The organism is Streptomyces sp. NPDC045956, assembly GCF_056430705.1.
Window position 1 is genome coordinate 24,949 of the sequence record NZ_JBWKKZ010000011.1, and the last position, 20,525, is coordinate 45,473.

Below are 20,525 nucleotides of genomic sequence, written 5' to 3' on the forward strand. Positions count from 1 at the left end.
CCTCGCCCGCTCGGATCGGGGCTTCTCGCCGTACGGGGCTGTGGGGCCTCGCCCGCTCGGATCGGGACTTCTCGCCGTACGGGGCTGTGGGGCGTCGCCCGCTTGGGTCGGGGCTTCTCGCCGTACGGGGCTGTGGGGCCTCGCCCGCTCGGGGCTGCTTCTCGCCGTGCGCGGGTGCGGGGCCTCGTCTGCTCGGCTCGGGACTTCTCGCCATGCGCGGGGGCGTCCCCTCGGTTACGGGGTGGAAGTCGTCGTTGAGATCGTGAACCGGTCCGGTGGGGTCGTCCGATGAGGGGGTGTGAGCGAGACGAGGAGCGACGGGGAGTTGCTGCGGGCCGTCGCGGACGACGGGGACCGGGGAGCCTTCGAGGAGTTGTACCGCCGGTACGCGCCGTGGCTGACCGCCCGTATGCGTGGCCGGTGTGCCGACGGCGGTGTCGTCGACGACGTCGTGCAGGAGACGTTCCTCGCGGTGTGGCGCGGGAGCGCGCGGTACCGGGAGGACGGTGACGTGGCGGGGTGGCTGTGGCGGATCGGGTCGCGGCGGCTGGTCGACGCGGCGCGCGGTGACGGGGCGCGGGGCCGGTTGCGGCAGGCGCTCGGGCGGCTGCGGCACCGGGAGGAGGCCTCGGCGGAGGAGCGTGTGCTCGCCGGGGTCGAGCACGGGGACCTCGCCGGCGCCCTCGTCCGGCTCTCGCCGGAGCTGCGCGCGGTGCTCCAGGCCACGGTCGTCGACGGGTTGACCACCCGCGAGGCGGCCGTCCTGCTCGGCATCCCGCCGGGCACGGTCAAGACGCGGGCGATGCGCGCCCGCCGGCAGCTGCGGGAGGCGCTGGCATGAGGGACGAGGACAGCCACCGCCGGGCGGCCTGGCACGTCGACGAGGACGACCTGCGGGCCTACGCCCGGGGAGAACTGGCGGCACCCCTGCTGTGGTCCGCCGACACCCACCTGACCGCCTGCGCGCACTGCCGGGCCGTGCTCGCTGGGGTCGGTGACGCGGCCGCCCTGGACGCCGGGTGGGAGCGGCTCGACGCGGAGCTGGACGCGCCCCGGCCGGGGTGGTTCGAGGGCCTGCTGGTGCGGTGCGGGGTCGACGACGGCACCGCTCGGCTGCTCGCGGCGACCCCCGTGCTGCGCCGGTCCTGGCTCGGCGCGGTCGTCACCGTACTGCTGACGACCTTCGTCGTGGCCTTCTCGGCGGGCGCGGCCGGCCGGCCCACCCTCTTCCTCGCGCTCGCTCCGCTGCTGCCGCTGGCCGGGGTGGCGCTCGCCTACGGGCCGGCGCTGGACCCGACGTACGAGATGACGGTCGTCGCGCCCCTGCACGGCTTCCGGCTGCTGATGATCCGCACGGTCGCCGTGCTCGTCGTGGCCCTGGGCACCGGAGCCCTGGCGAGCCTCGCCCTGCCGGGGTTCGAGCTGAGCGCCCTCGCCTGGCTGCTGCCGGGGCTCGCCCTCACCGCGTCCGGGCTCGCGCTGACGCCCCGGCTGGGACCGGTGGCCGCGCCGTCCGCGGTCGCGGGGGCCTGGGTGGCCGTGCTGTCGGTGGCGGGTGCGGCGCGGGCGGCCGACGACGTTCCGCTCGCGCCGTTCACCGCCGCCGGACAGGGCGTCTGCGGTGCCGTGGCGGTGGCGGGCGTCGGGCTGCTGCTGCTGGTGCGCGACCGGTTCGACACCGCCGTGCGCGGTGCCGTGTGACGTCCCTTCTCTTCTTCTTCCTTGTTTCCTTCGTGTACGGGAGCACCGTATGAACCCCACCGTCTCCGCCTCCGGGCTCAGCCTCCGTTACGGCCGTACCCGCGCCCTCGACGACGTGTCGCTGCGGCTGACCCCGGGCGTCACCGGGCTGCTGGGTCCCAACGGGGCCGGCAAGACCACGCTGCTGCGCGTGCTCGCCACCGCCGTGCCGCCCGAGCGGGGGGCGTTCACCGTGCTCGGGCACGATCCCGGCACCTCACGCGGGCGGCAGGAGGTGCGGCGGCGGCTCGGGTACCTGCCGCAGACACCCGGTTTCCACCCCGACTTCACCGCCTTCGAGTTCGTCGACTACGTCGCGATCCTGAAGGAGCTGGCGGACCGTTCCGCCCGGCACCGCGAGGTGCGGCGGGTGCTGGAGGAGGTCGACCTGGGAGACGTCCGCGGCCGCCGGATCAAGAAGCTGTCCGGCGGGATGCGGCAGCGGGTCGCGCTCGCGGCCGCGCTGGTGGGCGACCCCGCGTTCCTCGTGCTCGACGAGCCGACCGTCGGCCTGGACCCGGAGCAGCGGATGCGCTTCCGGGAGCTGATCGCCGGGGCGGGGGAAGGGCGGACCGTGCTGCTGTCCACCCACCAGACCGAGGACGTCGCGATGCTCTGCCACCGGGTGGTCGTCATGGCCGCCGGGGCGGTGCGGTTCGACGGCACGCCCGCCGAACTGACCGCACGGGCCGCCGGGCGCGTGTGGAGCAGCGGGGAGCGGGACGCGGGCGCGAAGGCCGGCTGGCGCACGGGTGCGGGGACCTTCCGCAACGTGGGCGATCCGCCCCCGGGAGCGGAGTTGGTCGAACCCGCGTTGGAGGACGGCTACCTGCTCGTCCTCGACGGCGCCGACGCGGAGGTGGCCGCGTGAGCGCCCTGCTGACGGCGGCGGAGCCCGCCGTGGAGGCCGAGCGGCGCGGTGGGGCCCGGTCCGTGCTCGCCCTCGCCCGCTTCGAGGCGCGCCGCACGCTCACGAGCGTGCCCGTCGTCCTCGCCTTCGTCGCGTACCTCGCCTGGATCGTGTGGCGCGGACGCAGTTCCTGGGACGGCTACCCGGCCCTCCAGGACGCCGACCGGGCCACCCAGGGCATGCCGATGCTCGTCGGACTTGCGGTCCTGGTGAGCACCAACCTCGGGGCGCTGCGGTCCCTGCGGCACGGCACCGAGGACCACTTCGGGGTGCTCGTCGTCCAGCCCTGGCGCCGGACGGCGGCCCACGCGCTGTCCGTCGTGCCGGTCGCCCTGCTGACCGCGGTGTGCGTGGCCGGGCAGTTCGCCTGGGAGGCGCTCAAGCCGGGCGCGGTCGGGCACGGGTCACCGGCCGAACTGGCCGTCGGACCGCTGACGGTGCTGCTGTTCGGAGCGCTCGGGGTGCTGGCGGCCCGCCTGCTGCCCTCGCCGCTCGCCGCGCCCCTGCTGGTGGTGGTGCTGCTGTTCGCCTTCATGCTCGGTACGGGACCCAGCGGCGAGGGCGGCCTGTCGTGGCTGGCCCCGGCCGTCACCGCGGTCAGCTCGCACACCCTGCCCTCCGACCTGCTGGGCCGGCCCGCCGCCTGGCACGCCCTCTACCTGGCGGGCGCCGGCCTGTGTGCCGCCTTCCTCGCCGTGCTCCTCGCCGGCGGGCGCACCCTCGCCGTCCGGGCGGGCACCGCCCTGGCCCTCGCGCTGGCGGTCACGGGCGGTGTCCTCCAGGCGGGCGGCGTGGCACCGTCCCCGGAGCTGACCGCGGCCCGCGAACGTGCCTCGGTGCGGCCGGAGCACACCTGCGTCGAGCGCGGCCGTACGACGTACTGCGCGTTCCCGGAATGGGTGCCCCGGACGGAGACCTGGGCCGGGGTCGTGGACCGGGTCCGGTCCCTGGCGGGCGGCTCCGCGCACGACCGGCCGCTCGTCGTACGGCAGCGCATCGAGGCCCGGTACGGCCTGGACGGCGACGCCGCGATCCCCGCGCTGGCCGCACCGGACCAGGTGACCGTCGGCACCGCCTGGGGCGGCAACCGGGTCCCGGAGTTCTCCAGCGCGGTCGCCGCGGTGCTCGTCGCGGGCACGGAGCAGGCGGCGAGCGAGGTGTGCGACGGGCGGATGGTCACCGTCATGTGGCTCTCCCTCAGCTGGATGGAAGACCCGATGGACGCCCTGCGCCGGGTCCGCCTCGACGACAGCGTGCGGGGCTCCGCGATCGTCCTGGCGCCCACCGACCCGCTGACCATGACGGAGGGCCAGACGGACGTCGTACGGCGCCTGCTGGAGGAGCCGCCCGCCGGGGTGGCGGAGCGGGTGAGGACGCACTGGGCCGAGCTGACCTCGCCGGGCGTCACGACGGCCCGGGTCGCCGAACTGCTCGGCGTGGCCGGGCCCGAGAAGGCCGACTCGTGCGACGAGTGACGCCGGCCCTGGTCGTCCCGGTGGGGCGTACGCTGCCGTGGCGGGCCCTGGCCGCGGCCGGTGCGCTCGGCCTGCTGGTCGCCGCGGTACCGGGCCTGACCGGTGCGGAGCCCACCCCCTGGCAGACGCTCACCCTGCTGCGCGGCACCGCCCTGATCGGCGCGCTCGGTCTGGCCTTCCTGTTCGACGACCCGGCGCGGCACCTCACCGCTCCCGTGCCGGCCCGGCGCCCGCTGCGGCAGGCGCTGCGGGTGGCCCTGGTCGCACCGGGCGCGGTGCTGTGGTGGATTGCCGTCCTGTTGCTCGTCCCCTCCGCGTCCCGGCCCCCGGCCGGCGACATCACCCTGGAGGCGGGGGCGACGGGCGCCCTGGCGCTCGCCGGTGCCGCGGCGGCCGTACGGCTGACCGGCGAGGCCCGTCCGGGGCGGGCCGTCGCGGTGGCCCTGCTGCTCGCCGCCGTCCTCGCGCCGCTGCTGACGCCGGAGACCTGGGGGCTCTTCGTGACGCCCGACGACCCGGGGTGGGCGCGGGGGCACGACCGGTGGGCGGTGCTGTGCGCCGCGGCGGCGACGGTGGGGGCGGCCTGCGGGCCGGAGCCGCTGGGGCGCCGGGGGCGGCGGGTGCGCGGCGCGGGCGGACCGGCCCAGCGCGCCACGCCGTGAACCGGCCGGGCGCGCGGCGACGGCGGACGGGCCCGAAGCGCACCGCGACGGTGCATCGGCCGGGTGCGCGGCGCCGGTGCATCGGCCGGGTGCGCGTGGCGTCGGCGGACGGGCCCGAAGCGCACCGCGACGGTGGACCGGCCGGGTGCGTGGCGCCGGTGAATCGGCCGGGTGCGCGCGGCGTCGGTGGACGGGTCTGAAGCGCACCGCGCCGGTGGACCGGCCGGGCTCGCGGCGCCAGTGAACCGGCCGGGTGCGCCACACCGGTGAGCCGGCCGGAGGCGTCCTGCTCAGGTCTCCGTGCGGTACATCAGGTCCGTCTCGTGGGTGGTGAAGCCCAGGCGCTCGTAGACGGACACCGCCGCCTTGTTGTCGGCGTCGACGTACAGCATCGCCGTGGGCAGCCCCGCCTCCGCCAGGTGCCGCAGGCCGATCGTGGTCAGGGCCTTGCCCAGGCCGCCGCCCTGCGTGTCGGGGCTGATGCCGAGGACGTACACCTCGCCGAGCCGCTCCTCGGGGTGCACCTTGGTCCAGTGGAAGCCGATCAGCCTGCCGTCCCGCTCGGCCAGGAAGAACCCCGCCGGGTCGAACCACGCCTCGGCCTTGCGGTCGTCGAGGTCCCGCTGGGTGAGGGAGCCCTGCTCGGGGTGGTGGGCGAAGGCGGCGGCGTTCACCGCGAGCCAGGCCGCGTCGTCCTGCCCGGGCACGAAGGTGCGGACGGTCACGCCCTCGGGCAGCTTCGGGTCCGGCAGGTCCAGGCCGGCCAACGGGCGACGCATCTGGCGCAGTTCGCGGAACAGGGTCAGCCCGAGCACCTGCGCGAGGTGCCGTGCGGCGGAGTGGCCGCCGTGCGCCCAGACCCGCAGCCGCTTGCCGGACGCGGCGAGCAGCGCGGCGCCCAGCGCCCGGCCGTGGCCCTGCCCCCGGTGCGAGGGGTGGACGACCAGCTCGGCGGCCGGGGGCTCGATCGGGTCGGTGCCCTCCAGCTGGGCGTAGCCCACGAGGTCGCCACCGTTCACGGAGAGCAGCAGGTGCGAGACGCCCTCCCGCGCGGGCCCGCGCAGTTGCAGCCGGCCCTGCTCGGACACCGCCTGCTGCCCGTCCCTGCGGGCGGCCTCGGCGAGCAGGGCGAGGACGGCGTCGGTCTGCTCCGGGGTGAGTTCGGCGAGGGTCTCGATCGAGCGGGGGCGGCCGGGCCGCACGGAGTCGTCGCTGGTCATGCGTACGAGGGTAAGGGGCGCCCGCGGCAAACCGGCGGCAGCCGAGGACGAGCAAGGTAAACCAGGATGTAACCCGGAAACCCCTGTCGCGCTACGCGCGTTGACTCTAGGCTGCTGCGCCGGCGAGCCCTCTCCTCAGCGGCTCGCGTCACGCACACCCACAGGGGGGCGCATGCCAGCCACAGCACAGTCGCACCAACCGCGCCGCGGACGCCGTACGAGCCGTCTCCTCGCCGTCGCCGCCACCGTCGTCACCGCCGGCGCGCTCGCCGCCGCGGCCCTGCCCGCCTCGGCGAACGCGGGCGACGGCGAGCGGGGCCACGGCGGCCACGGTCACGGGACCGGCCGCTACCAGGACGTCCAGCTCCTTTCCTTCAACGACCTGCACGGCAACCTGGAGCCGCCGGCCGGCTCCTCCGGCCGGGTCACCGAGGTGCAGCCCGACGGCACGACGAAGACGGTCGACGCGGGTGGCGTCGAGTACCTGGCCACCCACCTGCGCGAGGCGCGCAAGGGCCACCGCTACTCCGTCACCGCGGCCGGCGGCGACATGGTCGGCGCGTCCCCGCTGCTCTCCGGCCTGTTCCACGACGAGCCGACCATCGAGGCGCTGAACGCCCTCGACCTGGACGTGACGACCGTCGGCAACCACGAGTTCGACGAGGGAGCCAGGGAACTGGCCCGCCTCCAGAACGGCGGCTGCCACCCCACCGAGGGCTGCTACACGGACAAGCGCTTCAAGGGCGCCGACTTCCCGTACCTGGCGGCGAACGTCCTCGACGAGAAGACCGGCAAGCCCCTCCTCAAGCCCTACTGGGTGTGGAAGCAGGGCGGCGTCAAGGTCGGCTTCATCGGCGTGACCCTGGAGGGCACCCCGGACGTCGTCTCGGCGGAGGGCGTCAAGGGCCTGTCCTTCAAGGACGAGGTCGAGACGATCAACAAGTACGCCGAGGTGCTCCGGCGCCAGGGCGTGAAGTCCATCGTCGCCCTGGTCCACGAGGGCGGCTTCCCGGCATCGACGTCCTACAACTACGACTGCGACTCCCCGGGCGCCGGCGACGGCGTCTCCGGTCCGATCGTCGACATCGCGAAGAACGTCACCCCGCAGGTCGACGCGCTGGTCACCGGCCACACCCACAACGCGTACGTCTGCACGATCCCCGACCCGGCGGGCCAGCCCCGCATGGTCACCTCCGCCTCGTCCTTCGGCCGTCTCTACACGGACACGACGCTGACGTACGACCGCCGCACCGGTGACATCGCCCGTACGTCGGTGAAGTCGGCCAACCACGTGGTGACGCGGGACGTCCCGAAGGCGCCGGACATGACCCGCCTGATCGGCCGGTGGAACACCCTCGCCGCCCCGATCGGCAACCGCCCCATCGGCTACATCGCCGGCGACATATCCCGTGACGGCACCGAGTCCCCGCTCGGCGACCTGATAGCCGACGCGCAGCTCGCGTACGGCAGGTCCCAGGACCCGGAGACCGACCTGGCCCTGATGAACCCGGGCGGCATCCGCGCATCCCTGACCCACGCGTCCACGGGCAGCGAGGGCGACGGCGTCGTCACCTACGCCGAGGCCTTCGCCGTCCAGCCCTTCGCCAACACGGTGAACCTCCAGGACTACACGGGCGCCCAGCTCGTGCAGGTCCTCAAGGAGCAGGTGAGCGGCCCGAACGAGGCGGCCCCGAAGATCCTCCAGGTCTCGTCCGGTCTGACCTACACCCTGGACCTGACGAAGACGGGCGCGGACCGCGTCGTGACGGACTCCGTCCGCCTGAACGGCTCCCCGATCGACCCGGCGGCCACCTACCGCGTCGCGTCGAACAGCTTCCTCGCGGGCGGCGGCGACGGCTTCCCGACCCTCGGCGAGGGCGCGAACGAACTCGTCGGCGCGGACGACCTGACGGCGCTGGAGCAGTACCTGACGGCCAACTCCTCGGCAGCCGACCCGCTCGCGGTACCGACGGCCGACCGCATCACGATCGTGCGGTAGCCGACCTCGGCTCCGCCAGGGGCCCGGTGACCCCGCAGCACCGTGCGGGGTCACCGGGCCCCTTCCGCTTCCTCCTGCCGCGCCGGGTCAGGGTCGCTTGGGTCCGGTGACGGCCTCTCCGATCACGAAACCCGTGGCGGGTCCCTTCGGAACCTCGGCGTCCGTCCCGTAGGGGACTCGTACGACGCCCAGCCAGTCGCCCTTGTCGGGTCGGGGTTCGGTGAGCACCGTGACGGTCCCCTGGGCATCGTGGTCATCGACGATCACGTAGACGGGGATACCGGCGCGGGCGTACTCACGGCGCTTCCTGACGCGGTCCCGGTCCTCGTTGAGTCTGCCGGGCGAGACCACCTCGACCACCAGCCGGACCGCCGCCGCGTCGACACCCAGCCCGTCCTCGTCCGCGTAGGGCTCCAGATCCTCGGGCGCGAGGAAGAGGTCGGGAATCCAGACCTTGCGCCGGAAGACGACGTTCGCGTCCTGATAGGCCGCATACTCGCCCTCTCCCAGAAAACGCACCAGGGCGTCCCGTAGCCGGTTCACGATCCGGGCATGGGGCAGGCGACCGGTGGGTGACACCTCGATGGCTCCCTCGATGATCTCGGCGCGGTAGCCCTCGGGGAGTTCCATGGCCTTCCATGCCTGCCACACGACCTCGTCCAGGCCCAGCGTTGAGAACTCGGGCATGATTTCGGGCCTCTCGTGCGCAAGAGCGGTCATGGTGACGTCACCTCCTCAAGTGTGGGCTGAGCGGGTTCGGGCCACAAGCAGCACGCTCACGCTACGGATGCCGGCGCGGCCGACCAGGTGAGATGCGGCCGGATCACTCGACCGGGTGGGGGATGCGCCGCCCACGGCTGACCGCGACCCTCAGCACGTCCTCCAGCGACTCCGTCGCCCTGGTCAGCGCGAACCGCACCGCCCGCTCGCCTGCCTTCCGGTCGGCGAGCACGGCCCTGGCTCCCGCGAGTACCTGCTCGCCCGAGTCCAGCTGGGCCGCCTCGATGTCATCGGCGATCCGGGACAGCAGGCTGTGGCTGTCGTCGGTGCTCAGGTAGCAGGGGTTGCCTTCGGGGGTGGTCCAGGGGAGGAGGCGGAGGGATGAGTTCATCGGTGCGTTTCCCTTCGAGAGCAGTTCATCACTTTCCGTGTGTGAAGCGTCACTGTCCCGGCGTACGCTGCGAAAGAGGTCCGGGGTTGCCTGCGGACCGGACAACGGGGAGGAGTGAAGTGGCGCAAGGTCCGGACGGGGAACGGGAATCGAGGCGTGCGGAACTCGGGCAGACGCTTCGAATACTGCGGGAGAAGGCGGGCAGGTCGCTCGGGCAGCTCGCCGAGGAGACGTCGTACGACAAGAGTTACCTGTTCCGCCTGGAGAAGGGCGAACGGCTCTCCAAGCAGGCGGTCATGGAGGACCTGGACAGGTACCACGGCACGGGCGACCTGCTGGTCCGGCTGTGGAGGGACGCGCGCCACGAGGTCGTCAAGGACAAGTACAAGGCGTTCATGGAACTTGAGGCGACGGCTCGGGTGATGTGGCTTTTCCAGCTCCGGGTACCGGGTCTGTTGCAGACCGAGGACTATGCCCGCGCCGTGTTGTCGGGGTTGTCGGGCGCCCAGACAACGGCGGGCAACGTCGAAGCGGTCGAGGAGCAGGTCGCCTTGCGTCTGGGGCGGCAGGAGCTGCTGTACCGCCAACCCGCGCCGAGTGTCCGCGTGATCCTGGACGAGGGCGCGTTGCGGCGGCGCGTCCCGGACGTGAAGGTGTGGCGGGACCAGCTCTCCCACCTGCTGGACGCGGCGGATCTCCCCTCGGTCGCGCTTCAGGTGCTGCCCTACACGGCAGGGGTGCACGACCTCATGGACAGCCATCTCTGGCTCCTGTGGCAACGCGTCGGCGATCCGGTCGCCTATGCGGAGGGCAACGGCTTCGGCGAGTTGACCGACGATCCGGACAAGGTCCTGTCCTTTCGCCTGTCCTACGATCTGGTCAGGGACGCGGCTCTGACTGCGGTGGAGTCGATGGCGTTCATCAAGGGCCTTCTGGAGGAGCGCAGATCATGAACCGACTCCCTGACCTCACAGCCGCGACCTGGCGCAAGTCCTCCTACAGCGACGGGGGCGGTACGAACTGCGTCGAGGTCGCCGACGGCTGCCCCGGGCTCGTCCCCGTGCGGGACAGCAAGGTGCCGGAGGGGCGGGTGCTGGTGTTCGGGGCCGGGTCCTGGGCGGCGTTCCTGGCGGGCATGCGGGGGCGGCCCGCGTAGGCGCCGTCCCTCACGGCACCTCCGGCGGCGGCACCGGCGCCCCCGGCAGGCGGACCGTCGCGGTCGTACCGCCCCCCTCCGCCGGGGTCAGGCCCACCTCGCCGCCCGCCTGCTGCACCGTGCGGGCCACGATCGACAGGCCCAGGCCCGAGCCGGGCAGCGCGCGGGCCGACGGGGAGCGCCAGAAGCGGTCGAAGACGTGGGGGAGTTCGTCGGCGGGGATGCCGGGGCCGTGGTCGCGGACGGTGAGGACGCCGTCGGCGAGGCGTACGTCGACGGTGCCGGACTCGGGGCTGAACTTCACCGCGTTGTCCAGGATGTTCACCACCGCGCGTTCCAGGGCGGCCGGTTCCGCCCGTACGTACCAGGGGTGGACGTCCGCCGTGATCGTCAGTTCCGGGCCGCGCAGACGGGCGCGGCGCAGCGCGGACTCGACGACCTCGTGCCAGGCGAGGATGCGGGTGCGGCCCGCGTGCTGGTCGGTGTCGGGGCGGGAGAGTTCCTGGAGGTCGCCGATCAGCGCCGCCAGTTCCGTCATCTGGGCCTTCACCGAGGCGAGCAGCGCCCTGCGGTCGGCTTCGGGGATCGGGCGGCCGGTCTCCTCGCTGCGGGTGAGGAGTTCGATGTTGGTGCGCAGGGAGGTGAGGGGGGTGCGCAGCTCGTGGCCCGCGTCGGCGATGAGCTGCTGTTGCAGGTCGCGGGAGCTGGCCAGGGACGAGGTCATGCTGTTGAAGGAACGGGAGAGGCGGGCGATCTCGTCCTCCCCGCCGTCCTCGACGGGGATGCGGACGGCCAGGTCCTCGGTGCGGGCGACGTGCTCGACGGCCTCGGTGAGTTCGTCGACGGGACGCAGACCGGCCCGGGCCACGGCGAGGCCGGCGGCGCCGGAGCCGATGACTCCGACACCGGAGACGATGAGGAGGACCCAGACCAGGGAGGAGAGGGGCTTGGTCACGTCCTCGACCGGCTTGGCGATGGAGACGGCGATGCCCGGCTGCACCTGGCCGCTGGTCGCGTCCAGGACCCGCTGGGTGAAGACGCGCATGGTGGTGCCGTCGGTGGTCCGCGCGGTGTGCAGCGCGTCCTTCGCCCGGCCGTCGGCGACGTCCAGGTCCGCGCCTTGGACGCGCAGCTCCTCGTCGCCGGGATTGACGCAGGTCGAGCCGTCCGAGTAGAGGATGGTGACGACGGGGGCGTTCGGCACCTGGGGAAGTTCCTGCGGCGTGCCGGACTGGCAGTTGCGCAGCATGCTGTTCAGCAGCCCCCGGGACACCTGCTCGCTGCGCAGCTGGTCGTCCAGCTGCTTGTACAGCTGGTCGCGGACCAGGAACCAGCACGTCACCGAGACCGCGGCGACCGCGAACGCCACCGCCGCCGCCACCAGCAGCGCCAGGCGCGAGCGCAGCGGCAGGGTGCGCAGGCGCCGGACCAGTCTCCTCACTCCGCGCCGCCCTGCCGCAGGACGTAACCGACGCCGCGCACGGTGTGCACCAGGCGCGGTTCGCCCGCCGCCTCGGTCTTGCGGCGCAGGTACATGACGTACACGTCGAGGGAGTTGGAGGACGGCTCGAAGTCGAAGCCCCAGACCGCCTTCAGGATCTGCTCCCGGGTGAGCACCTGGCGCGGGTGCGCCATGAACATCTCCAGCAGGGTGAACTCGGTGCGGGTCAGCTCCACCGGCCGCCCGCCCCGCACGACCTCCCGCGTCGCCAGGTCCATGGTCAGGTCGGCGAAGGTCAGGGTGTCGTCGTTGCCGTGGGCGGCGTCGACGGCGGCCGCGTAGGAGCTGCGGCGCAGCAGCGCCCGGATCCGGGCGAACAGCTCGTCCAGCTCGAAGGGCTTGACCAGGTAGTCGTCGGCGCCGGCGTCGAGGCCGGTCACCCGGTCGCCGACGGTGTCGCGTGCCGTGAGCATCAGGATCGGGGTGAGGTCACCCGCGCCGCGGATCCGGCGGGCGGCGGTCAGGCCGTCCATGCGGGGCATCTGGATGTCGAGGACGACCAGGTCGGGCCGGTACGCCGCCGCCTTCCGGAGGGCGTCGGCGCCGTCGACGGCGACCTCGGTGTCGTATCCCTCGAAGGCGAGGCTGCGCTGGAGGGCCTCGCGGACCGCCGGCTCGTCGTCGACGATCAGGATGCGCCGGGTCTCACGGTCGCGGTCGCCTTCTGCGGGGCTCATGGGCTCGGGTCCTCGGATGCGATGGGGTACGGGCTGCCGACGCCTTCAGCGTCGCACGTTCGCGGGCCCGCTCAGCCGTCGGCACCGGCGCGCAGCGCGGACAGGTCGGCCTTGACGGTGTTGATGGGGATGGCGAAGCCGAGACCGACGCTGCCCGCGCTGGCGGAGGACTCGGTCGCCGAGTACATCGCGGAGTTGATGCCGACGATGTTGCCGTTCATGTCGATCAGCGCGCCGCCGGAGTTGCCCGGGTTGAGCGAGGCGTCCGTCTGGATGGCCTTGTACGTCGTGGTGGACGAGCCGGTGTCGCCGTTGAACTCCTGACCGCCGAACTCGAACGGCCAGCCACCGCCCTGCCCCTGCCCCTGTCCTTGACCCTGCTGCTGTTGCTGCCCCTCGTCCGTCGAGACGGTCACGTCGCGGTCCAGGGCCGAGACGATGCCGCTGGTCACGGTGCCGGTCAGGCCCTCCGGGGAGCCGATCGCGACGACCTGGTCACCGACCCCGACCCCGTCGGAGTCGCCGAGGGTCGCGGCCTTCAGGCCGGAGGCGTCCTCCAGCTTGATCAGCGCGAGGTCCTTGCCGCTGTCGGTGCCGACGACCCGGGCGGTGTACTGCTTGCCGTCGCTGGTCCTGACCTTGACGGAGTCGGCGCCGGCGACGACGTGGTTGTTGGTGATGATCTCGCCGTCACCCGTGATGATCACGCCGGAGCCGGTGGAGGAGCCGGCGTTCGAGGTGGCGCTGATCTCGACGATGCTCGGGCTGACCGCCTCGGCGACCCCGGAGACCGTGCCCTTCTGGCTGGACGGCACCACGTTGGTGCTGGTGGAGCTGGAGGCGACGGTGTCGCCGCCGGTCAGCTCCTGGATGCCGTACGCGGTGCCGCCGCCGACGGCCGCCGCGACGATCGCCACGGCCGCGAGCAGGGCGGCGGGGCCGCGACGGGCCGTGCGCCTGCGGCGGGGCTGCTCGGGCTGTCCGGGCTGCTCCGGCCCGTCCTCCGCGAAGGCGGCGGCGGGCGGCTGGGCCGGCGGGGGCGGCCACTCGGGGCTGACGGGAGAGGAGGCGTGCTGCTGGGTTCCCTGGTACGGGTGCGCGTGCTCGTACTCGCCGTTCCGGCGGAGGCTCTCGGTCATGTTCATGAGCTTCCCGCCCGCTGATGAGAGCGGCCTGAGTACTGTCTGAGAAGCCCGGCAGAACCTCGTATGCCCGATGTAAAGACAGGCGGAAGGCCTGCCGGACGGCGCCGGGCGGGCCCTACGCGCAGCCGCAGGACTGCCGTACGACCAGCTGCGACGGGAACACCTTCAGTCGCTCCCGCCGGGAGCCCGCCACCCGCAGGCCGTCGTCCAGGACCAGGTCCACGGCCTCCCGCGCCATCGCCGACCGGTCCGAGGCGACCGTCGTCAGCGGCGGGTCCGCCAGGGCCGCCTCCTTGATGTCGTCGAAGCCGGCCACCGCCAGTTCGCCGGGCACGTCGATGCGCAGCTCGCGCGCCGCGCGCAGCAGGCCGATCGCCTGGTCGTCGGTGGAGCAGAAGATCGCGGGCGGCCGCTGCGGGCCGGCGAGCAGCTCCAGCGCCACGCGGTACGCGTCGTAGCGGTTGTACGGGGCCTCGAAGAGCCGGCCCTCGGTGGAGAGCCCGGCCTCCTTCATGGCCCGCTTCCAGCCCTCGACGTGGTCGGAGACCGGGTCGCCGACGGACGGTGTCTCGGCGGTGCCGCCCATGCAGGCGACGTACTCGTAGCCGTGCTCCAGCAGGTGGCGCACGGCGAGCTGGGCGCCCCCGAGGTCGTCTGTGACGACGGCGACGTCGTCGATGGCCTCGGGCCGCTCGTGCAGCAGGACCACCCGGGCGTCCCAGGCGTCGATCTCGGCCGCGGCCAGGTCGTTCAGCGCGTGGCTGACCAGGATCAGGCCGGACACCCGCATGCCGAGGAAGGCGCGCAGGTAGTGGACCTCGCGCTCGCCGACGTAGTCGGAGTTGCCGACGAGGACCATCTTCCCGCGCTCGGAGGCGGCCCACTCGACCGCGTGCGCCATCTCCGCGAAGAAGGGCTGGCGGGCGTCCGGCACGATCAGGCCTATGAGGTCCGTGCGCCGCGACGCCATGGCCTGGGCGACCCGGTCCGGCCGGTACCCCAGTTCCTTGATCGCGGCGAGGACACGCTCGCGCGTGGCCGGGGCGACCGGCCGGGGTCCGTTGTTGATGACATAGCTGACGACGGCGGTGGAAGTCCCCGCCAGCCGCGCCACGTCATCCCGAGTCACCTTGGCCACGCGCGGAGTCTACGCGGATGGATGCGCCCCGGGCAGGGCGTATCACCCCTTGGTTCATACCTTGGTGGAAGCCGCTCCCGCCGTCGCGTCCGCCTGCGCCTTCTCCGTCTTGTCTGCCCTGTCTGCCCTGTCTGCCCTGTCTGCCCTGTCTGCCCTGTCTGCCTTGTCGGCCTTCTCGGGCTTCTCCGGCGTGACGAAGCGGTAGCCCACGTTGCGGACGGTGCCGATCAGCGACTCGTGCTCGGGGCCGAGCTTGGCGCGCAGCCGCCGGACGTGCACGTCGACCGTGCGGGTGCCGCCGAAGTAGTCGTACCCCCACACCTCCTGGAGGAGCTGGGCGCGGGTGAAGACCCGGCCCGGGTGCTGGGCGAGGTACTTCAGCAGCTCGAACTCCTTGAAGGTCAGGTCCAGGACCCGGCCCTTGAGCTTGGCGGAGTACGTGGCCTCGTCGACCGACAGGTCGCCGTTGCGGATCTCCATGGGGGAGTCGTCGCCGACGATCTGCTGGCGGCCCATGGCGAGGCGCAGCCGGGCCTCGACCTCGGCCGGGCCTGCGGTGTCCAGCAGTACGTCGTCGATGCCCCAGTCGGCGGTGACGGCGGCGAGGCCGCCCTCGGTGACGACGAGGACCAGCGGACAGCTGAGCCCCGTGGAACGCAGCAGCTGGCACAGGCTGCGCACCTGGGGAAGATCACGGCGCCCGTCGACGAGGATCACGTCGGCGCCCGGGGTGTCGACGAGGGCGGGGCCCTCCGCGGGTGCCACCCGCACGTTGTGCAGCAGCAGGCCGAGGGCGGGAAGCACCTCCGTCGACGGCTGGAGGGCGTTGGTCAGGAGCAGCAGAGAACTCATCGCGCCCCACCTGCCTGGGTCGTCTCACGGTCGTGCACGGTTCGCTCGCCCATAACGTCTGGTTCCTCCTCGGTCCCTGCGAGGACGTTTACGGCACTGCTTCGTACGGGTGCGGATCCCGTGCCCGTGGGGCCCGCTGCACGGCCGGGAGGTGAACGCTCGGCGATCGCTCGGCGACCGCCGTGCAACGCTCCCGGAAGCACAAAAGGACCCGGGGGCTACGTTGCCCGAGTCCTCTGCCCAGCAGAATAGCCGACATGAGCAACCGCCGGGCGGGACATGTGGCGCGTCCCACCATTCGTCCACATCCCGAGACGCCTTCCGAGACACCCTCCGGGGCGTCCTCCGAGGGGCTTTCCGGGACCCCGCGCCGCACGTCCGCACGCACCTTCCTCCGCGCCTCCGACGGGGTGCCGATCGACGCCGTGTACGCGCCGGGCGCGGCCGGTCGCGACGCCCCCGACCTGGTCTTCGTCGTCGCGCACGGGTTCACGGGGGACGCGGACCGCCCGCACGTTCGGCGGATCGCCGAGGCCCTCGCGCACCACGGCGCGGTGGTCACGTTCTCCTTCCGCGGGCACGGCGCCTCCGGCGGACGGTCGACCGTCGGCGACCGCGAGGTGCTGGACCTGGCGGCGGCGGTCGCCTGGGCCCGCGGCTTCGGGCACGCGCGCGTGGTGACCGTCGGCTTCTCCATGGGCGGCTCGGTGGTGCTGCGCCACGCCGCCCTGTCCGGCGACGACGGCGGGCCGGGCCCGGACGCCGTCGTGTCGGTGAGCGCCCCCGCCCGCTGGTACTACCGGGGGACGGCGCCGATGCGCCGGCTGCACTGGCTGGTGATGCGGCCCACAGGGCGCCTGGTGGGCCGCTACGGCCTGCGCACCCGCATCCACCACCGGGACTGGGACCCGGTGCCGTTGTCGCCGGTGGAGGCCGCGGGGCGGATCGCGCCGACGCCGCTGCTGGTCGTGCACGGGGACCGGGACGGCTATTTCCCCCTCGACCACCCCCGGATGCTGGCCGATGCGGCCGGTGACCACGGGGAACTCTGGGTGGAACCGGGGATGGGCCACGCCGAGCACGCGTCCGGCGAGGAGCTGCTGCACAGGATCGGCGACTGGGCCGTGGCCCGGGCGGGCTAGCCTGGCGGTGTTCACCGCCGATCGGCACGGACGCCGATCGGCACCGGCGACGAAGGATCCAGATGGCAAAGGTCACGGTGCGCTACTGGGCCGCCGCGAAGGCCGCGGCGGGGGTGGCCGAGGAGCCGTACGAGGCGGCGACGCTCGCCGACGCGCTCGGCGCGGTGCGCGAGCGGCACCCCGGCGAACTCACGCGCGTCCTGCTGCGCTGCTCGTTCCTCGTCGACGGCGACCCCGTGGGCACCCGCGGGCATGAGACGGTACGGCTGGCCGACGGCGGCACGGTCGAGGTGCTCCCGCCGTTCGCAGGAGGGTGAGCATGACCGACCAGCCGCAGCAGCCGTACGACCAGCCGTACGACCCCTCGTACGGGCAGGGGCAGAACCAGCCGTACGGGGGACATGAGGGGTACGAGGGACAGACGGGGTGCGCCGCCCAGGCGTGGCCCGCACACCAGCAGGCCCAGGGACAGCAGGGGTACCAGGGCCGGCCGGCGTACGAGGACCCGGACGCCGCCCAGTACACCCAGCAGTGGCAGGGGCAGACCTGGGAGACCCAGGTGCAGCCGCCGGTCTCCGCGGAGGAGACGGCGTACCTGCCGCCGCAGGGCTACCAGGAGCCGCAGCCGACGGGCACGCCGTACGGGACGGCCGGTGGCCACGCGCCCGGGCCGCAGCAGTACGCGCCGCAGCCCCAGCCGTATCCGTCGCAGCCGTACGCGGACGGGTCCCAGCCGCAGCCGTACCCGTCGCAGTCCTACCCGTCACAGCCGCAGCCGCACGCCTACTCTCCTCAGCCCCAGCCCCAGCCCCAGCAGCAGCCCTCACCCGAGCCCCCGGCCCGGCACGAGCCCGCCGCGCAGGCTCCCGCCGCCGGGTACGGCCCCGCGACCCTCGCCGGGAACACGCGGGTCACCGACGCTCAGCGCGCCCGGGCCGAGGGGCGCTCGCCCATCATCGACCCGGGGATGCAGCCGGCCGGGCTCACCGCGCTGCTCGGGCTGCTGCTGGCCGGCGCGGCGGCGCTCGGCACGTACGCCCTGCTCGTCCCGCTCGTCGCCCTCCAGGCCGTCACCGCGGCGGGCTGGTTCCGGCTGAACGGCATGTGGCCGGCCCGGCAGGGCATCGCGCTGGGCTTCGCGGGCGCCCTCGCCGCCGACGCGGCGATGCTGGTGTCGGACCGCTCCCCGGCGGCGATCCTCGGCACGCTCGGCGTCTGGGTGCTGCTCTCCCTCGTCCTGCAACTGCGCTCGCACGCCGACCCCGACGAGCGGATGCACGGCCTGATGGCGACCGTCGCGGCGGCGGCCCTGGCCGTCCTCGCGGGCGGCTACCTCGCCGCCGACGCGGACGCGGTGACCGTCGGCGCGGTCGCGGTGGCGGTCGCCGTCGTGGCCCGCGCCCTGCCGCTGCCGACGCCCGCCTCCCTGGTCGTCGCGCTGCTCGCGGCGGCCGGAGCGGGCATCGCGGTCGGTTCGATGACGGACTTCGGGACCTCGGGGGCGCTGCTCGGCGCGGGCGCGGCGGTGTGTGCGCTGATCGGGCACCGGGCCGCGGCCTACGACTACCCGTCCCGGTTCGTGCACTTCACGGCGGGCGTGGCGCTGCCCCTCGCGGCCGCGGCCCCCGCCGTGTACGTACTCGGCAGGGCGCTCGGCTGAGCCGTCCCGAGGTCTCCGGTCCTCCTGTCACAGCTGATCGACAAAACCCCGGCGGCCCGTTCCGGTCGCGTTACCCTCGCGCTGGACGGCCGCCGGTCGTCGGGGACCGTCGTCGACCGCCCAGGTGGGGAACACCGCATGCGTGCACTGCGAATACTGTTGATCGTCGTCGTGATCCTCGGCGGGCTCTTCGTGATCGCGGACCGCGTGGCGGTCAACTTCGCCGAGGGCGAGGCGGCGGACAGGATCCGGTCCGCCGAGAACCTGGCCTCGACGCCGGACGTCTCGATCAACGGCTTCCCCTTCCTCACCCAGGCCGCGGCCGGTGAACTCGACGAGGTCGAGATCGGCATCGGCGACTACGAGGCGGCCACCGGCGACGGCGCCGGCAAGATCCGTATCGACGAGCTGCACGCGACCATGCGGGGCGTCGAGTTCTCCAGCGGCTTCGGCTCCGCCACGGCGGCCACCGCCACCGGCACCGCGACCGTCGGCTACGACGAGCTGATGAAGGCCACCAAGTCCGAGCCCACGGACATCGGCCCCGGCATCACCGCCAAGGTGGTGGGCCTCTCCGACGGCGGCGACGGCAAGATCAAGGTGTCGCTCCGGGCCACGGTGCTGGGCGTGGAACTGCCCGAGCCGGTCGACGTGCTCAGCTCGGTCACGGTCGAGGACAACCGCGTCGACGTCGTCGCCGACGGACTGCCGACGGTCGGCGGCAGGCAGCTCGCCGAGTCCCGGATCCGGGCCATCACCGACTTCCAGCAGGGCATCGACGAGCAGCCCGGCGGCATCGAGCTGGACAAGGTCGAGGCGGCGCGGGACGGCGTCGAGATCACGGTGCGGGGTTCGAACATCCAGCTGGCCGGGTAGGACGTCGAGCGTCCGCCCTCGCGACGCCCCGCGTCCGACAGGCGAGACAGCGCTGTCCGTACCGCAGATGCCGGCCCGGAAGTCCCGTCCGGACGCCGCCCGGCTCCACCCCGAAGCCCGCTCGCGTCCCACCTTGCGGACGATCCCGTCTCATATGACGACACGCCGGTGACATCGCCCGCCGACCCTCCCTACGATCGGGACCTATGGAGCGACAGGCGGACCTCACGAAGCGGCGGGCAGTGGACCTGTGCCGCGTTGCCGCCATGCTCTGTCGCACCTTCTGAGCGGACGGCGACGCCGCCGTCCGTGTCCCCCTCACCGCCCTGCCGTCGAGGGCACCCGCGCGCCGCCCCGGCATGAGCGCGCACCCTCTCGCCGCACGCCCCGCCGCACCTGCCCCGGAGGAGAAAACATGAGCCGCAGCGACGTCCTGGTCGACGCCGACTGGCTGCAGGACCACCTGGACGACCCGAGCATCGCGATCGTCGAGGTGGACGAGGACACGTCCGCGTACGACAAGAACCACATCAAGAACGCGATCCGGATCGACTGGACCCAGGACCTCCAGGACCCGGTCCGCCGCGACTTCGTCGACCAGGAGGGCTTCGAGAAGCTCCTGTCGAAGAAGGGCATCTCCAACGACCACACCGTGGTCCTCTACGGCGGCAACAACAACTGGTTCGCGTCCTACGCCTACTGGTACTTCAAGCTGTACGGCCACGACAACGTCAAGCTCCTCGACGGCGGCCGCAAGAAGTGGGAGCTGGACGCCCGCGAGCTGGTCGACGGCACCGAGGTCCCCGAGCGCCCGGCCACCGACTACAAGGCCAAGCCGCAGGACACCTCGATCCGCGCCTTCCGCGACGACGTCGTCCAGGCGATCGGCGCGCAGAACCTGGTCGACGTCCGCTCGCCCGACGAGTTCTCCGGCAAGCTCCTCGCCCCGGCCCACCTCCCCCAGGAGCAGTCGCAGCGCCCGGGCCACGTGCCCAGCGCCCGCAACATCCCGTGGTCGAAGAACGCCAACGACGACGGCACCTTCAAGTCGGACGACGAGCTGAAGCAGCTCTACACCGACGAGCAGGTCGACCTGGCGAAGGACACCATCGCCTACTGCCGCATCGGCGAGCGCTCGGCCCTGACCTGGTTCGTCCTGCACGAGCTGCTGGGCGTGGAGAACGTCAAGAACTACGACGGCTCCTGGACCGAGTACGGCTCCCTCGTCGGCGTGCCGATCGAGCTCGGCGCCGCGAAGTAA

General features: G+C 73.2%; 22 protein-coding genes. 14 read left to right on the top strand and 8 right to left on the bottom strand.

Annotation, left to right across the window (positions count from 1 at the left end; translation table 11 throughout):
* The first annotated feature begins 298 nt into the window (after positions 1 to 298).
* From AC07FV_RS26395 to AC07FV_RS26415, 5 genes are read left to right on the top strand one after another with little or no spacing between them, the layout of a single operon-like run.
* Positions 299 to 841: an RNA polymerase sigma factor gene (locus tag AC07FV_RS26395; RefSeq protein WP_383650439.1), complete on the top strand. Its 543-nt coding sequence runs from the start codon at positions 299 to 301 to the stop codon at positions 839 to 841.
* Positions 838 to 1,701, top strand: coding sequence for a cupin domain-containing protein (locus AC07FV_RS26400; RefSeq protein ID WP_479089735.1), 864 nt, complete (start codon positions 838 to 840; stop codon positions 1,699 to 1,701). Before AC07FV_RS26395 ends, AC07FV_RS26400 begins: the two co-directional genes overlap by 4 nt.
* Before the next feature lie 49 nt (positions 1,702 to 1,750).
* Positions 1,751 to 2,611, top strand: a complete 861-nt coding sequence (locus AC07FV_RS26405) for an ABC transporter ATP-binding protein (RefSeq protein WP_479089737.1) — start codon at positions 1,751 to 1,753, stop codon at positions 2,609 to 2,611.
* The gene (locus AC07FV_RS26410) at positions 2,608 to 4,125 is read left to right on the top strand and encodes an ABC transporter permease (protein ID WP_479089739.1); all 1,518 of its coding nucleotides are present in this window, start codon (positions 2,608 to 2,610) and stop codon (positions 4,123 to 4,125) included. Before AC07FV_RS26405 ends, AC07FV_RS26410 begins: the two co-directional genes overlap by 4 nt.
* Positions 4,113 to 4,787, top strand: coding sequence for an ABC transporter (locus AC07FV_RS26415; RefSeq protein ID WP_479089740.1), 675 nt, complete (start codon positions 4,113 to 4,115; stop codon positions 4,785 to 4,787). The genes AC07FV_RS26410 and AC07FV_RS26415 overlap by 13 nt, the downstream gene beginning before the upstream one ends.
* 290 nt (positions 4,788 to 5,077) lie before the next feature.
* Here the strand turns inward: AC07FV_RS26415 and mshD are convergent, their stop codons facing one another.
* Positions 5,078 to 6,007 carry a mycothiol synthase gene (mshD, locus tag AC07FV_RS26420; RefSeq protein ID WP_479089741.1) on the bottom strand — a complete coding sequence of 310 codons (930 nt, stop codon included), beginning with the start codon at positions 6,005 to 6,007 and terminating at the stop codon, positions 5,078 to 5,080.
* A 172-nt stretch (positions 6,008 to 6,179) separates the two neighbouring features.
* Here mshD and AC07FV_RS26425 point away from each other — a divergent pair, with 172 nt between their 5' ends.
* Entirely contained in the window at positions 6,180 to 8,006 is a 1,827-nt protein-coding gene (locus AC07FV_RS26425) for a bifunctional metallophosphatase/5'-nucleotidase (protein ID WP_479089742.1), read from the top strand.
* 87 nt (positions 8,007 to 8,093) lie between these two features.
* Here the strand turns inward: AC07FV_RS26425 and AC07FV_RS26430 are convergent, their stop codons facing one another.
* Positions 8,094 to 8,693 carry a Uma2 family endonuclease gene (locus tag AC07FV_RS26430; protein ID WP_458418313.1) on the bottom strand — a complete coding sequence of 200 codons (600 nt, stop codon included), beginning with the start codon at positions 8,691 to 8,693 and terminating at the stop codon, positions 8,094 to 8,096.
* A gap of 136 nt (positions 8,694 to 8,829) precedes the next feature.
* Complete coding sequence (locus AC07FV_RS26435) at positions 8,830 to 9,117, bottom strand: hypothetical protein (protein ID WP_479089743.1); 288 nt, start codon at positions 9,115 to 9,117, stop codon at positions 8,830 to 8,832.
* A 119-nt stretch (positions 9,118 to 9,236) separates the two neighbouring features.
* Between AC07FV_RS26435 and AC07FV_RS26440 the strand changes: the two genes are divergently transcribed.
* Both AC07FV_RS26440 and AC07FV_RS26445 read left to right on the top strand, forming a co-directional pair.
* Positions 9,237 to 10,070 (top strand): helix-turn-helix domain-containing protein, encoded by an 834-nt coding sequence (locus AC07FV_RS26440; protein WP_479089744.1) that lies wholly within the window; start codon positions 9,237 to 9,239, stop codon positions 10,068 to 10,070.
* A complete protein-coding gene (locus AC07FV_RS26445; RefSeq protein WP_479089746.1) occupies positions 10,067 to 10,273 on the top strand; it encodes a DUF397 domain-containing protein in 207 nt (68 codons plus the stop codon). Before AC07FV_RS26440 ends, AC07FV_RS26445 begins: the two co-directional genes overlap by 4 nt.
* Before the next feature lie 10 nt (positions 10,274 to 10,283).
* On the opposite strand, the gene AC07FV_RS26450 is transcribed toward AC07FV_RS26445, so the two are convergent.
* The 5 genes from AC07FV_RS26450 to AC07FV_RS26470 all read right to left on the bottom strand — a co-directional run bounded on the left by AC07FV_RS26450 (position 10,284) and on the right by AC07FV_RS26470 (position 15,586).
* On the bottom strand, positions 10,284 to 11,714 hold the full coding sequence (locus AC07FV_RS26450; protein ID WP_479089748.1) for a sensor histidine kinase: 1,431 nt from the start codon (positions 11,712 to 11,714) through the stop codon (positions 10,284 to 10,286).
* On the bottom strand, positions 11,711 to 12,451 hold the full coding sequence (locus AC07FV_RS26455) for a response regulator transcription factor (RefSeq protein ID WP_479089750.1): 741 nt from the start codon (positions 12,449 to 12,451) through the stop codon (positions 11,711 to 11,713). The genes AC07FV_RS26450 and AC07FV_RS26455 overlap by 4 nt, the downstream gene beginning before the upstream one ends.
* 71 nt (positions 12,452 to 12,522) lie before the next feature.
* On the bottom strand, positions 12,523 to 13,590 hold the full coding sequence (locus tag AC07FV_RS26460; protein WP_479089752.1) for a S1C family serine protease: 1,068 nt from the start codon (positions 13,588 to 13,590) through the stop codon (positions 12,523 to 12,525).
* Positions 13,591 to 13,711: 121 nt separating this feature from the next.
* Positions 13,712 to 14,734 (bottom strand): LacI family DNA-binding transcriptional regulator, encoded by a 1,023-nt coding sequence (locus AC07FV_RS26465; RefSeq protein WP_383650414.1) that lies wholly within the window; start codon positions 14,732 to 14,734, stop codon positions 13,712 to 13,714.
* 54 nt (positions 14,735 to 14,788) lie between these two features.
* On the bottom strand, positions 14,789 to 15,586 hold the full coding sequence (locus AC07FV_RS26470) for a response regulator transcription factor (RefSeq protein ID WP_479089754.1): 798 nt from the start codon (positions 15,584 to 15,586) through the stop codon (positions 14,789 to 14,791).
* Positions 15,587 to 15,843: 257 nt separating this feature from the next.
* Here AC07FV_RS26470 and AC07FV_RS26475 point away from each other — a divergent pair, with 257 nt between their 5' ends.
* From AC07FV_RS26475 to AC07FV_RS26500, 6 genes are all read left to right on the top strand, one after another.
* On the top strand, positions 15,844 to 16,728 hold the full coding sequence (locus AC07FV_RS26475; protein ID WP_479089756.1) for an alpha/beta hydrolase: 885 nt from the start codon (positions 15,844 to 15,846) through the stop codon (positions 16,726 to 16,728).
* 62 nt (positions 16,729 to 16,790) lie between these two features.
* Positions 16,791 to 17,045, top strand: a complete 255-nt coding sequence (locus AC07FV_RS26480; RefSeq protein WP_053133327.1) for a MoaD/ThiS family protein — start codon at positions 16,791 to 16,793, stop codon at positions 17,043 to 17,045.
* Positions 17,046 to 17,047: 2 nt separating this feature from the next.
* Positions 17,048 to 18,388 carry a hypothetical protein gene (locus AC07FV_RS26485; RefSeq protein WP_479089757.1) on the top strand — a complete coding sequence of 447 codons (1,341 nt, stop codon included), beginning with the start codon at positions 17,048 to 17,050 and terminating at the stop codon, positions 18,386 to 18,388.
* A 138-nt stretch (positions 18,389 to 18,526) separates the two neighbouring features.
* Positions 18,527 to 19,264, top strand: coding sequence for an LmeA family phospholipid-binding protein (locus AC07FV_RS26490; protein ID WP_479089758.1), 738 nt, complete (start codon positions 18,527 to 18,529; stop codon positions 19,262 to 19,264).
* Positions 19,265 to 19,470: 206 nt separating this feature from the next.
* Positions 19,471 to 19,551 (top strand): putative leader peptide, encoded by an 81-nt coding sequence (locus tag AC07FV_RS26495; RefSeq protein ID WP_361019091.1) that lies wholly within the window; start codon positions 19,471 to 19,473, stop codon positions 19,549 to 19,551.
* A 128-nt stretch (positions 19,552 to 19,679) separates the two neighbouring features.
* Positions 19,680 to 20,525: a sulfurtransferase gene (locus tag AC07FV_RS26500; protein ID WP_384695848.1), complete on the top strand. Its 846-nt coding sequence runs from the start codon at positions 19,680 to 19,682 to the stop codon at positions 20,523 to 20,525.

Excerpts from the sequence above, each read along its gene's own strand:
- mshD (WP_479089741.1), bottom strand. The coding sequence starts at position 6,007 with ATGACCAGCGACGACTCCGTGCGGCCCGGCCGCCCCCGCTCGATCGAG.
- AC07FV_RS26430 (WP_458418313.1), bottom strand. The coding sequence starts at position 8,693 with ATGCCCGAGTTCTCAACGCTGGGCCTGGACGAGGTCGTGTGGCAGGCA.
- AC07FV_RS26480 (WP_053133327.1), top strand. The coding sequence starts at position 16,791 with ATGGCAAAGGTCACGGTGCGCTACTGGGCCGCCGCGAAGGCCGCGGCG.
- AC07FV_RS26435 (WP_479089743.1), bottom strand. The coding sequence starts at position 9,117 with ATGAACTCATCCCTCCGCCTCCTCCCCTGGACCACCCCCGAAGGCAAC.
- AC07FV_RS26475 (WP_479089756.1), top strand. The coding sequence starts at position 15,844 with ATGAGCAACCGCCGGGCGGGACATGTGGCGCGTCCCACCATTCGTCCA.
- AC07FV_RS26445 (WP_479089746.1), top strand. The coding sequence starts at position 10,067 with ATGAACCGACTCCCTGACCTCACAGCCGCGACCTGGCGCAAGTCCTCC.
- AC07FV_RS26490 (WP_479089758.1), top strand. The coding sequence starts at position 18,527 with ATGCGTGCACTGCGAATACTGTTGATCGTCGTCGTGATCCTCGGCGGG.
- AC07FV_RS26470 (WP_479089754.1), bottom strand. The coding sequence starts at position 15,586 with ATGAGTTCTCTGCTGCTCCTGACCAACGCCCTCCAGCCGTCGACGGAG.
- AC07FV_RS26405 (WP_479089737.1), top strand. The coding sequence starts at position 1,751 with ATGAACCCCACCGTCTCCGCCTCCGGGCTCAGCCTCCGTTACGGCCGT.
- AC07FV_RS26460 (WP_479089752.1), bottom strand. The coding sequence starts at position 13,590 with ATGACCGAGAGCCTCCGCCGGAACGGCGAGTACGAGCACGCGCACCCG.
- AC07FV_RS26425 (WP_479089742.1), top strand. The coding sequence starts at position 6,180 with ATGCCAGCCACAGCACAGTCGCACCAACCGCGCCGCGGACGCCGTACG.
- AC07FV_RS26495 (WP_361019091.1), top strand. The coding sequence starts at position 19,471 with ATGGAGCGACAGGCGGACCTCACGAAGCGGCGGGCAGTGGACCTGTGC.
- AC07FV_RS26455 (WP_479089750.1), bottom strand. The coding sequence starts at position 12,451 with ATGAGCCCCGCAGAAGGCGACCGCGACCGTGAGACCCGGCGCATCCTG.
- AC07FV_RS26500 (WP_384695848.1), top strand. The coding sequence starts at position 19,680 with ATGAGCCGCAGCGACGTCCTGGTCGACGCCGACTGGCTGCAGGACCAC.
- AC07FV_RS26485 (WP_479089757.1), top strand. The coding sequence starts at position 17,048 with ATGACCGACCAGCCGCAGCAGCCGTACGACCAGCCGTACGACCCCTCG.
- AC07FV_RS26400 (WP_479089735.1), top strand. The coding sequence starts at position 838 with ATGAGGGACGAGGACAGCCACCGCCGGGCGGCCTGGCACGTCGACGAG.